Here is a 12,597-nt window from a genome sequence, read left to right on the forward strand (position 1 = left end):
TGAAATGGGCGTGTCCCCAATCTCGCCGGCCATCGCGCGTTCAGGGAAAAAATCCGCGCCCATCACGGTCAACGATCGTGATGGGCGCCGTCTCCCTGCCGGCATGCGCTGTTGCTAGAACTCTTCCCAGCCGCCCGCGTTCGCAGCCAGCGTCGGCTCGATGCGTGGTACCAGTACCCCCGGCCGGCGTACCGGAGTCACTTTCGCCGCGACCGCGGCCAGGACCGGGCGCACGGCTGCGGCCGTGGTTGCCGCACTGATGCGGAACACCGAAACCGCTTCGGCCAGCAGATTGGCCTGCTCCTCCATGGAACGAGCCGCGGCGCTGGCCTCTTCCACCAGCGCCGCGTTCTGCTGCGTGGTCTCGTCCATCTGCACCACCGCCTGGTTGACCTGTTCAATGCCCGAGCTCTGCTCCTGCGATGCGGCAGATATCTCGGCCATGATGTCGGTCACCCGCTGCACCGAGGCCACCACCTCGCCCATGGTGGTGCCAGCCTGGCGGACCAGCGCCGAGCCGTCGGCGACCTTGCCAACCGAATCCTCGATCAGGCCCTTGATTTCCTTGGCCGCACCCGCCGAGCGCTGTGCCAGTGTGCGCACCTCACTGGCCACCACCGCAAAGCCCCTGCCCTGTTCACCGGCTCGCGCGGCTTCCACCGCCGCGTTCAACGCCAGGATGTTGGTCTGGAAAGCAATGCCATCGATGACCGAGATGATCTCGGCGATCTTCTTCGACGAGGCCTCGATCGCCGACATCGTGGTGACTACCTGGCCGACCACCTCGCCGCCCTGCGAAGCGACACCGTGCGCGCCGATCGCGAGTTGATTGGCCTGGCGTGCGTGCTCGGCATTCTGCTTCACGGTGGAGGTCAGTTCCTCCATCGACGCCGCAGTCTCTTCCAGGTTCGCCGCCTGCTGCTCGGTGCGCCGCGACAGGTCGGTGTTGCCCGCGGCGATCTCGCCTGCCGCCAGGTTGATGCTGGACGCGCTGGCCTGGATGCGGCCGACGATCTGCGTGAGCTGGTCGACGGTGGCGTTGCAGTCATCGCGCATCCGGGCGAACACCCCGTGGAAGTCCCCCTGCATGCGCACGGTCAGGTCACCGCGCGAGATGGACTGCAACAGGCTCGATACCTGCACCAGGTTCTCGTCGGTGGTCTGCATCAGCCGGTTGAGCCCGGCCACCATGTCGTGGAAATCGTGAGCGAAGCGCTGCTCGTCACCGCGCAGGCTGAAGTCCCCCGCCGCTGCTGCCGTCGCCAGCCTGCGGATCTCACCGTTGATCGCTGACAGGCTGGCCTTGGTCTCGTCCATCGCCTGGGTGATCGCGGCCTTCTCGCCCGGCAGAGGATCCATGTCTACCGACAGATCGCCCCTGGCGTAGTGCTTCATTACTTCGATCAACCGGTTCTGCACCTGCACATGCGAGCCGACGAGCGCATTGGTCTCGTGCACCATGCGCCCGTAGTCACCGGGGAAGGCGCTCTCATCCATGCGATAGCTGAGGCTGCCCGCATCGTGCTGGCGAGCCAGTTCCCCCTGCGCCGCCATCACAGACTGCAATTGCGCCTGCATGCGCTGCATCGACCTGAGCAGCTGCGTCACCTCATCGTTGCCGGAGGCGTCGATGCTGCTGTCCAGCCGCCCGTTGGCGATGCCATCGGCGAGCTTCACGGCTCCCTCCAGCGGCCGGGTCAGGCTGCGGGTGATGGCCCATGCGGCCAGCGAGCCGAGTATCAGGCTCAGCACGCCGAACACGATCGACAAGGTGCCGGTCCACGCCTCGGTCGCGCGGTAGTCCTCGCGGCTGCGCGCCGTCAGCACCTCTTGGTGCCGCAGGAGGGTGGAGATCGCCTCGTTCCAGGCCGTCGCCAGGCCCTGCTCGGCAAGCAGCTCCTTGGCTGCACCGTCGAAATCGCCGGCCTTCATGCGCTCATGCAGTTGCCGGGTGGACGCGTCGGTGGCCTTGCGTGCCGCGTCGATCCGCGCGACCAGCGTATCGCCGGTGGCATCACGCGGAATCTTGATGTACTTGGCCCATATGGCGTCGTAAGCCTGCGACAGCTCCTGCGCCTTCCGATAATCCCTGTCGAAATCCTCACCGCGCTTGATCACCATCAGCCGGCGCTGCATCAGCACCGCATTATTGGTATCCAGCATCTCGTTCAACAACCGCATTTTCACCATGTTGACGTCCACCACTTTCTCGAACTGGGTGGACTTCAGGTGATTTCCGTACAACGCCAGGCCGACGATGGCGACGATGAACAGCAGCAGCAAACCAAACCCGGCGCCCAGCCGGGATCCCACTCGGAGGTTGCGTAAGGCGAGCATCTCAATTCCCTTGATCAATGGCCGTACGGTCGATGGCGGCGCAGGCAGGGGAAACTTTATGGGCCGATATTATTGTATCGATCCAGATATCCTGAAATGTGCGGGCTGTTGTGAAAACCGCGCACCGGCAAATTCCTGCAGCCGCGCATTGCAAACGTGCATCGGACCACCCAATATTCGACCTGAATGCGGGTTATTCATTTTGCGAGCCGGTGACGGCGCATGGAGAACGAGTAGCCAGCATTAACTTGGGCTGCGAAGAAGCCACCAGAGGCATGTGCCACGCTTCCTTCCGCCTCTGGCCTGGGAAAGAACGTTCGATACTTTCTCGAGAGAGCCTCATGAACTCGCGCTCAGTATCGGTGTTTCTCCGGAGTAGTCCCTGGCATCCATGACCGATGCAGAAGATGCATGGCGGCGTGGCGTCCGCCCACTGCAGAGCAAGCCACCACGTAGCCAGTGCAATGATTCGCATCGTCGCTGGCCCTCTACGCATCCTTCGACGTCCGTCGTGACCTGTGGCAAAGGCGCACCGCGATGCCATATGGCATCCAGCCCGGAGCGACCGCGTAAAGCTCTCTCGTGCTGGGCCATCAACAACAGCGCGGACCACGCTACAGTCGGCGCATGACCCTCGTCCTGCAGATTGAAGGCGCCGCCATTGATGACATCGCCAGCCTTTACACGGAGATCAACCGCGTGTTCATGGCCGGCGAGGCATGGCAGCTCGGGCCGAGCCTGGACGCACTGGACGACCTGCTGCATGGCGGCTATGGCGCGTTGGCCGGGCAGGCGCAGGCCACGCTGATCTGGCGCGATATCGCCCACAGCCGTGCGGCCCTGGGCGTGGAGGCGACCTGCCAGTGGCTGCAGGCCAAGCTGGACGCACCAGGCAGCTTCAACGCGCGAGCGATCGCCCGCCGGCTGCAGGCGGTGCGACAGGGCGAGGGCCCGACCTACTTCGAGATCGTCATGCAGATCTTCTACAGCCATCGGCAGATCACCCTGGTCCCGGCCTGAACCCTTTTTCGTGCCGCACCGGCCTGCCACCCGTGGCGGCAGCCCTGCGCCCCAGCAGTTACCATGGACGGCCCTGTACCGGCTCCGCTGCCGCCGCCCTCCGGCGCGGCCGGACGCCCCGATTCACGAGTCCCATGTCCAAAGACAAGTCCGCCGAACATACCCCGTTGATGAAGCATCAAGTGCGTGTGCTTACAACCCATTGATTTAACGGGCGCTTGATCCAAGAAAATCCTGGTGAGGAGCCTCGTCTCTACTGCATTGCTACACAACCCCTCTGCGCCTCCAGCGGGATGACGTGGGCGATTGACAACCCTTGATTGCATGCTATGGCTTGCAACGGGGCAGGGTTTCTTACTCCTTTTCCCTGCCCCACTAAGCCCCCGAGCTGCAGGTCTCCTCCCCCGGTCGTTCGGGGGCTTTTTGTTTTAGCCCGCTTGCGCTTTCCCGAAAATCTACTACCCCTGAAAGCATCCATTGTTCTTTCTGGGAGGAAAGCATGCAGCCCCGCGTTACCATCGCCGCCGTTCTGGCCTGCCTGGCCTTGGCCGGTTGTTCGACTGTTCAACCCAAACCCAAGCCCAGCAGCCCCTGGGTTTTCCAAACCCCGAAGCCGCACGGCGCCATTTACCGGTTCTTCCACCCTAAAAGCGAAAGGACGTGGAAAGGGGTTTCCCCAGCGCTGCGGGAAAAGGTGGAAGCCGTCCAGGCCCAACTGGCCGCGGAAGGGTTTGATGTGCGGCCCGTGGAAGGGTATCGAAGCCCCGAGCGCCAGGCGGCCCTGCTTGCCTCCGGGTCTGGCGTGACCAGCGTTGGGGCATTCTCCAGCTGCCACAACTTCGGACTGGCCTTGGATGCCGCCGTGTTCGTCAATGGGGAGCCCAGCTGGAACTTGGACGATGCCCATGTGATGGCCGGCTATCAACGCTTTGGGGAGCTGGCGGAGATCGTGGGGCTGAACTGGGGCGGCCGGTGGACCAGCCCAAAAGACTATCCCCACGTCGAGCTGAAAGACGAATGCGGCCAAGCCAAGTGGGCCTACCGGCAGGGGCGCAAGCCGGGCGCGTTTCCTTCGGTGACCGGGGAGCCCTCTTCTGAAGTGCTGGCCCGGGCGCTGGCGCCGGCTTGGTGTCCTTCTGGGATGGAAACGGCGTGCTTGGCCTGGGGCAATGAAAACCGGATGGCCTGGAACTGGACGCTCCCGGCTCGGGTTTGTGTCGGCACCTTTCCTAACACCTTGAAAAAGATCGCCTGATCGCCTTGCGGAAATGCAATCGCCTGCTATGGATGAAGTATCAATCCATACTCGGGAGGGTTTTCATGTCGCCGCTTCGTATTTCGATTTTAACGGCTTTGATGGGGGCTTCGTTATTTGCCTCCCCATCGTTTGCTCAAACCGCCACGGGAACCGGGGCCACGGCTTCGGAGCCCAACTCGACGGCGACCGGGGAATACGCCCAAGCCTCGGCCCCCAATGCCACTGCAACGGGCGCCTATGCCAATGCCTCCGGGAACGGGGCCGTCGCCACGGGTGTTCAAGCCACCGCCTCCGCAGACAACGCGGTGGCATCAGGCACGAATGCCCAAGCGTCCGGCGCGAACTCCATTGCGACGGGCCAAGCCGCAAATGCCGCGGCGGTGAGCGCCGTCGCGGTAGGCACGCTGAGCTACGCGGGGGGCGAAGCTGCCATGGCCTTGGGCGCGCAATCCGCGGCTACCGGAGCCCATTCCTTGGCGGTTGGTGTCCAGTCACAAGCCAGTGGGGATCTTTCCATGTCCTTTGGCTACTTCAGCCGTTCGCGGGGCAATGCATCGATTGCTCAAGGCACCTTGGCAGAGGCAAACGCTGACCATGCAGTCGCCATAGGCAGTTCTGCCGTTGCCGATGCATTTCAGTCACTTGCACTAGGCGTTGGGGCTGAGGCCCGAGCGCAGGATTGCGTCGCTTTGGGTTCTCATAGCCGTTGCTGGGCCAGCGACGAAGTCAGCGTGGGATCCACTTTTGAGGACGGAGGCCAGAGCACCCGCCGAATCACGAACGTTCGGGCCGGCACCTCAGACACCGACGTCGCAAACCTCGGACAGGTCCGTCAGGCGGCCCAAGCGCTGGGCGGTGGTGCCACGTTCGTTAACGGCAACTTTGTCGCGCCCATTTATCAGTTCCGCAGCGGTGCCACGCATCAAACTGTGGGAGCCGCTTTGGACGACCTGGATGGACGGGTGACTTTCCTTGAACAAAACCCAGGCAGCGGTTCCGGCACGCCCGGCCCGCGCGGCGCAGATGGGTTAAGCGCCTACGAGGTGGCGTTGGCCAACGGCTTCCAAGGCAATGAACAAGAATGGCTGGCAAGCCTGAAAGGGGAGCCAGGGGTCCAAGGACCTGCCGGCACGGATGGGGTGGACGGAGCCACCGGGACCGGCTCGGGCTCGATTGCAAAGGCGGGCAAGAACGTCGAAGTCACCACGAACGCGGACGGAAGCCAAACCGTTGCAGTCAGCGACAACGTGCAACTGTCGGACGCTGGGTCGCTGAGCGTCGGCTCGACCGCGGTCAATGCCCAAGGCGTCTCCATTCAAGGTGGTCCCTCGGTTACGACTGCGGGAGTCAATGCCGGCAATCAACGCGTGACCAACGTTGCTCCGGGGCGCATCGAGCGCGACTCCACGGATGCCGTGAACGGTGGGCAGGTCTACGAAATGCAGCAGGTGTGGGATGACCGCTGGACGGAAACCGACCGCCGCTTCCGTCACCAAGATCGCCGAATCAATGGCCTGGGGGCGCAGATGGGCGCGATGACCCAGATGGCGACGGCTGCTGCGCAGAACGGCGGGGCTGCCGTCGGCCAGGTGAACCTTAATGTCGGCGTTGGCTTCTCGGGTGGCAGTGCTGCAATGGCCGTGGGCTGGGGAGCACGAGTCAGCGAGAAGGTCAGCGTCTCGGCGGGCCTGTCCTTCGGCTCTGGCAACAAGCCGGTGGCCGGCTTCGGGCTGAGCATCAACCTGGGGCGCTAACCGAACGATTGCGTGGTGGAAAACGGAGGTGATCGTATCTCGGCAAGGGCCCTTCGGGGCCCTTGATCGTGCCATGACTTGACGAATCGGTTCTTTCTTTTATGGGTATGTAGGTATACCCATCGATGGAGGACCCTTGAACTGGAAACGCAATCAGAAATACCTGCCCCGCCCACGCCATCTCTACGGGTTGTTCTTTGACAACGGGTGCTGCTACGTGGGGCAGACCGTCGATTTAAAGCAACGCGAGCAGCAGCACCGCAGTGCTCGTGGGGGCTGGCAGGGACGCCGATTCTCGTTCGTCCCGCTGTCGAGCATGACGGGCACCCAGGCCGATGCCGAGGCTCACGAATACGCGTGGCGCTACAAGGCTTTCCAGAATGGCTGGCGGATCTACAGCAAGCCACCGGGCATTCTTATCCGCGATCCCCGCAGGCGCACCACGGGTTACATGAAGTCCTTGGCGGCGGGGTATGCGTGGCCCGAGGCGGTTCCGCGCCGCTCGGCGGGGGCTCCGTCGTCCCTGGCTTGGGGGTTCTTCAAATGGCTGTTCCTCTACCCCTTCCTTTTCGGCGTGGCGGTGATAGTGCTGCAGGCCGTGGTCATGGCCACCCTGTAAAGCAAGGGCCCCGGCGGAAGCCGCGGGCCGCCCCTGCCCTACCCTCCACGCGCTTTTGACGTTGCTTTGGTGTCAAAAAGAACGCGGCCAGTGGCCGCGCCTCCAAGCAAAAGCGGTTTGGAGAGAAAAGCACATGGGCGGCATGGCCGCCCAGCCTGCTGCTCACAACGAGAAGCCCTGCGTGTGTTTCGGGGACTGCGCCGGCAGCTTGGGAGACGCCTTGCGCGCCCGCCGCAACGGCTCCAGCACTTCCAGCAGCCAACGGGCCTTGCGCTCGCCCTCGCTCCTCTGCGGTTTTGGGCGTTCCGCGTGCTCCTTCAGCAGCGCGTCGAGCTTGCCTTGGATGCGCGTTCGCTGAGCGGCTGGGCGTTGAGTGGTGGGGCGTGCAGCTGCCCCAAGGCGCTGGACAACCGGCCGTTGCGGATCGTCTTTTAGCCCCGCGTCCAGAACGGTCGCCTTCAATCGCTCCAACCCCAAGCGGGTGTTGAGTTGCTCCACGTCATCGTAGGTGCCATACAGCTTGTAGCTCCCTTTAGTCAAACGGGTAAAGGCCACCAGCGAACTGGCGTTGTCCATCATCCCAAGGTTCATAAGGTGGAACACTTCGCGCTTGCCCTGCCCTTGGCTCTTGTGGACGGTCACCGCGTAGTCGTGGACCACCGCCTTGTGCTCGTGCGTGTTCCACACCACCTTGCGCCCATTCTCCTTTGGGTTCTCCGAACGCAAGGTGCCGACGATATCGTAGCCGCCCGAGCGCGACGCTTTGATGGATTGGATGGTGGCCTGGGTGCCATTGACCACACCCAAGTCCTTGCGTTTGGCTGTGAACATCACCCGATCTCCCTCTACCAAGGCCAGGTCGAACTTTCGTCCATTGACGCGCCCCTCCACCACCACCTCATCCGTGCCGATCTCGCCGCGTTCTTTGAGGCCTTTTCGAATCCCTGCGTTGAGAGCGCCGACCTCGGCCCGGCTGTGGGCCAGCACCAGCTTGTCGTCCAGCGCCGCTGGATTCTTGAAGTAGTCGTTCACCAGGCGCTCGATGCATTTCTCCTGCGAGTGGGCTTCCACGATGGAGTCCATCAGGCGCTCCTTCTGCTCATCGCCCAGCTCCAAGGTTTCGCGCCGGCTGCGGGTGCCCTTTTTCAGATCGACCACTTCACCGTTCTCGTTTTTGGCGTAGAACCCCATCGCCGTCTCGCGGTCCTCCTGCCGCGCCTGTCGGCGAATCTCGGTCAACTTCACATCGCCCACCGCTTGCTTGGTGAGCTGAAAACCGGACCCGGCCCCGATGGGCTGCAGTTGCTCGGCGTCGCCTTGAAGGATGACCTTGGATTTCGCCTTCTCTGCGTAGGCCAACAAGGCTCGGGTGTCCCGCGTGTCCACCATGCCGGCTTCGTCAATGACCAGCACGTCGTTGGGCTGGAGTTCGCGCTTGCCTTCGGCCAAGTCGTGAAGCATCTGTGCCATGGAGGTTGAGGGCATCCCTGATTCCACTTCCAACTTCTGGGCGGCTTTGTTCGACACGCACACCCCCAGCAGCACCATCCCCTCAGATTCCAGCGCTTCCTTGTAGAGCTCGGAAATCGTGGTCTTGCCGGTGCCTGCTAAGCCGCTCAAGTTTGCCACCCCGCCACTGCCGCGACAGATGTGGTTCACGGCCACCAACTGCTCTTGCGAGAGCTGGAAGCCCTTGGCTTTCTGGTAGTCCTCAATGACGCGATCCACCGCGGCCTGCGAAGCATGGTGCTGGGTCTCGTTGGCCCGGCGGTTGGCGATGTCCACCACCGCTTGCTCCGCTTGCAACATCCATGGCGCGCAGAACCGGTCTTCCGTGTGCTTGCGGGCCAGTGTCTGCCCCCGGTCTTCGTCTGCCAAGCGCTCGGCGTTGACCAGCACCAGCCCATTGTCTTGCTTGAACTGCTCAATGCGGGCATGGAGTCCGGCCGCGTCCAACTTGCCGGCGTATTCCATTCCCAGCACCCGCACCAAATCAATGTCGTTGAACACGGCTTCGTTCTCGTGGAGCAGTTCCAGCAGCTCGGCGTCGCTCTTGTGTTCCACCTTGTCCAGGTTCCCCCGCGCTGCTTTCAACGTCTCCGGCGTCAGCTCGAAGTCCTTCAAAGCCTCCTGCCAGTGCTCGACCAACTCCGTGTAAGTGGGCTCGTTCTTGTGCTTCCGCGTGGCCTTGTTCGCCTGTTGGGTGCTGACCCCATGCTGCTCCGCGTATTCGAGCAGGGCCTTCCGGCGCTTGCTGAAGTGGTCGATGACGTCCTGGTCGATGCCTGCAAGGCGTGCGTAGGATCGGTTGGTCTCCTTGCCGTCGTCGTCCAGTTCTCGGACGTGCTCGACCTGATAGCCCAACCCTTGAAGGTTCTTGTAGAGCTCCAGCTTGTAGATTTCATCCATGGCCCGGGCATGGCGATAGATTTCGACGGCATCGAAGGTCGATTCCTTGCCATCGGCTCCCAGCGCCACCCCATAAACGAGATGGTGGGTGTGCAGATCCATGTCGAGGTCACGCCCGGCGAAGTGCTGGTGGCTTGACCACACCAGGCCCTTCACGCCGATCACGTCCTTGCCGCCCTTTCCCCGTCGAGTCTCAACCATCTGTTCCAGCCGGTTCATCGCTTCTGCAGAGGCGGCTTGGTGCGCCTTGAGCACGGCATCGCGCCGTTCTGGCGACTCCATTGCAAAGAGAATCCCAACGTCCTTGGGCGCCGACACCGTGACGTCGTAGCCGACCCGGTGGCCGCCGACCACCACGACCTCGGGCTTGCCTTGGGCGTCCAGGACGGGATCCCCGTTCTTGTCCACCTTTGGCCGCACCTTGCCTTTCTGGCCTGCGTTCTGGCAAAGCGCCCTCCCTGTCTGGGGGGCGAATCCTTCGGCCAGCTTGCTCATGCTCTCCCGTGTTACCGCCGTGGACAAGAGATTGAGGTGCGCGGCCATCTTGCCGCCCCAGGCCATGGTGTCCTGCGCGTTCCCGTCTTTGTCGAGGTAATACTCGGTGAGCATCAGATACTCGACCACGGCCGCGCCGGACTTGCTGTCCGTGCCTTGAGCGGTCAATGCCGTGACGTTGAACATGGAGTCCTCCAGGAATGGGTATCCCTTCAGATCTACCAAAACCCAGCGACTCCACAACCCCACTACTTGCGGAAGATTGCTTCCAGCTCGTCGTCTGAAACGGCGCGGAGCTTCGGCGGCGTGGCACCACGTTTTTGCAGCTCCGCGGCGGCCTGATCGGCGGTCATCTTCAGCACCCGCTGGACCTCTGCAGCGCTCTGCGCGTCGCTCGGTGGCATGGGCTTTTGCTCCACCGGGCGCCCCCCCTGCTTCGTCCACCTCGCCCGCTTCTGCCCCTCTCGAACCTTGGGATAGCTCACACCCGGCCAGTCCAGCAACAACAAATCGCCCGTGGTCTGCACGATGGCCCGGATACCCCAACGTTCTTTGCCGTAAGCCTTTCCTTTGCGGAAGCCCAGATCGTCGGTGAGGCGCCCTGGCGGAACAACGGATTTCGACTCCTCGTGGACGGTCGCCTTGTCGTCATGCGTGCGCCAAGCCACGGTGCGCTTGCCCAGGTTCCGGGAGATCTTCTCTCGGGTCTCGCCGACCTGAAGCTGACACACGATGTGTGTGCCGACCAACCCAGAAAACGCCTGGGCCGTCTTGTCCCCGTAGACCCTCTCGACCTGTGACCAATCCTGCACGGCCATGCAGGCCACCACGCCTTTTGAGCGTCCTAAGGCCAGCAGCGGCTCGATGTTGAGCTTGCCAGCGGAGGTGAGCTCATCGAAGAAGAACCCTAGGAATCGCCCGACCTCATCATCCGGCAAGCTGGGCGAGATGATCTCCGGCACCGCGACGTTGATCATGGCAGAGATGTAACTGCGCGCCAGCACCTCGTCCGGGCCCGATTGAACGATGACCTGCTTCCGACCCTCGTAGGAATCTTTGATCCAGTCGAGCATCGAGAACATTCGGTCCGGCTTGCGCTCCGGCCACGCCAAGGCCAGGCGCTCGATGACCGCTGTTCCGTTGGCGAGCACGGCCATGCAGCTCGATGTGGTGTTGCTGTCGGGATTGGAGATGAGCGCGGCGGCGCGGGGATAGTGGATTGAAAGCGCTTGGGACATGGGTCCGGCTGGGCGGGCAACCAATGCGGCCAACTCTGCCCACCCCCAGTTCTTGCCCTTCGTGGCCTGAAGTTCGCGCACGCATCCTTCTAGCAAGGCTTGCGCCGCAGACGCCCAGAAAGCGCCGCTGCCCTCCTCCGGGGGGATGATGGATTGGGAGAACGCGGCGGCTTGGGTTTGCGTTGCCACGTCACGGCCCACGTCCCAGACCCAGCTTCGTTTATCGAAGGGGCAGACGATGGCCGGGTGCTTAAAAATGGCCGTGAAGTCACCTTTGATGTCATAAACGAACGCCTTCTTTTTTTCGATCACCACTTGCTGGAGCAGGTGCTTCAGGATGACCGACTTACCCGAGCCCACGCTTCCATAGATGAACATGTGCCGGGCCAGCAGCTTTTTGCTGACGGTCCAGTCGGGATGCAGCGACAAGGCATGCAGCTCGTCTTCCTGCTCTTTCTTCGTGAGCGAACGGCGACGGGCCTCAGTCAAGGCATCTTTCCCCTGCAGCAGTTCTGACCCAGATACGTGCCACATGTTCGAACGCGGGATGAGCCCCCGACGCGTCACCCAAGCCGACGCCCACCCGGCCAAGCAAGCGGCGACGCCGACCCGTGCCAACGTGCCAAACGTGGCCTGCTCCTTGGCCACCCCCCAGAACGCGGCGGCCGGCTCTCGGAATGAGATCGTGCCGGTGGCAAGGTTGCCCAGCGCTGCCAGGCTGCCAGTCAGTGCCTGACCGAAGTTCATCAGCGAGTGCGAGGATGGGATTTGCCAGCCCAGCCAGAGCGCCGTGGGATAGGTCAGCGCCGCAACGCAAGCGCCTGACAGCAGGGCCTGGGGCCAATAGCGGACTTCGCGGCTCGGCTCGATGTTCGACGGGACCGTCCAGCTCCAGCAGTCATAAACCGTGGACTTGCTCACGTGCCTTCTCCCGGTGAGCGTCGCCCGGCTTGCGCCCCTCACGATCCAACTGCCCAGGGTCCGCGCCTGCAGCCGTGAGCTCCAGGCAGCATTGCGCGCGTTTGTGCTGGGCCGCCACATGTAGGGGAGTTTCCCCGCGGGGGTTCCCCAAGGCGAAGTCCGCGCCAGCCTCAATCAACCGACGAACGATGCCGGGGTGGCCGTGGCGCGCGGCGAGGTGCAGCGGCGTCTCGCCGTTGGCGTCGGGCACATTGGGCTCGGCGTGCATGCGCAAACAGGCCTCCACTCCATCGAGGTTCCCGGTCGTTGCGTTCTCGCAAAGCCACGTCTGCCAAGGGGCTCCGTACAGCCCCAGGTGCAGCGCATGCGCATGGGCTGCTGCCAGCACCTGGCTACCATGCATCGTGGTTAGCGCTTCTCCATAGGTCGCCTTGATGTGGTCCGCCGCCAACCGGGCGTGGGCATCGGGGACCTCAAACCGCCGGAGCAGTTGGGCGATGTCCAGAGACGGCTGAGACGGCACCGGCAGTTCAGGCAAGGCTCGGA

Annotated in this window: 8 protein-coding genes; 4 read left to right on the top strand and 4 right to left on the bottom strand. The window is 63.1% G+C overall.

Translation table 11 applies throughout. The annotated features are described in order from the left end of the window. Nucleotides 1–114 precede the first annotated feature (114 nt). Nucleotides 115–2,337: a methyl-accepting chemotaxis protein gene (locus tag VG543_RS01630; protein WP_026346935.1), complete on the bottom strand. Its 2,223-nt coding sequence runs from the start codon at nt 2,335–2,337 to the stop codon at nt 115–117. Between the two features lie 627 nt (nt 2,338–2,964). On the opposite strand from VG543_RS01630, the gene VG543_RS01635 reads away from it, so the two are divergent. The 4 genes from VG543_RS01635 to VG543_RS01650 all read left to right on the top strand — a co-directional run bounded on the left by VG543_RS01635 (nt 2,965) and on the right by VG543_RS01650 (nt 6,988). Next, on the top strand, nt 2,965–3,357 hold the full coding sequence (locus VG543_RS01635) for a barstar family protein (RefSeq protein WP_423177564.1): 393 nt from the start codon (nt 2,965–2,967) through the stop codon (nt 3,355–3,357). Between the two features lie 499 nt (nt 3,358–3,856). Further along, nucleotides 3,857–4,612, top strand: a complete 756-nt coding sequence (locus VG543_RS01640; protein WP_197639517.1) for a M15 family metallopeptidase — start codon at nt 3,857–3,859, stop codon at nt 4,610–4,612. A 65-nt stretch (nt 4,613–4,677) separates the two neighbouring features. Then, nucleotides 4,678–6,369, top strand: a complete 1,692-nt coding sequence (locus VG543_RS01645) for a YadA-like family protein (protein WP_197639519.1) — start codon at nt 4,678–4,680, stop codon at nt 6,367–6,369. Nucleotides 6,370–6,505: 136 nt separating this feature from the next. Continuing rightward, complete coding sequence (locus VG543_RS01650) at nt 6,506–6,988, top strand: GIY-YIG nuclease family protein (protein WP_046429599.1); 483 nt, start codon at nt 6,506–6,508, stop codon at nt 6,986–6,988. Nucleotides 6,989–7,150: 162 nt separating this feature from the next. Here VG543_RS01650 and mobF read toward each other — a convergent pair whose 3' ends face one another. The 3 genes from mobF to VG543_RS01665 form a co-directional block, all read right to left on the bottom strand. Then, entirely contained in the window at nt 7,151–10,078 is a 2,928-nt protein-coding gene (gene mobF / locus VG543_RS01655; protein ID WP_197639530.1) for a MobF family relaxase, read from the bottom strand. 62 nt (nt 10,079–10,140) lie between these two features. Continuing rightward, complete coding sequence (locus VG543_RS01660) at nt 10,141–12,051, bottom strand: type IV secretion system DNA-binding domain-containing protein (RefSeq protein WP_423177566.1); 1,911 nt, start codon at nt 12,049–12,051, stop codon at nt 10,141–10,143. After that, a complete protein-coding gene (locus tag VG543_RS01665) occupies nt 12,029–12,589 on the bottom strand; it encodes an ankyrin repeat domain-containing protein (protein ID WP_423177567.1) in 561 nt (186 codons plus the stop codon). Before VG543_RS01665 ends, VG543_RS01660 begins: the two co-directional genes overlap by 23 nt. Nucleotides 12,590–12,597: the final 8 nt, after the last annotated feature.

It is taken from the genome of Stenotrophomonas sp. CASM101 (assembly GCF_049384845.1).
GTDB classification, from domain to species: Bacteria; Pseudomonadota; Gammaproteobacteria; order Xanthomonadales; family Xanthomonadaceae; genus Stenotrophomonas; species Stenotrophomonas hibiscicola.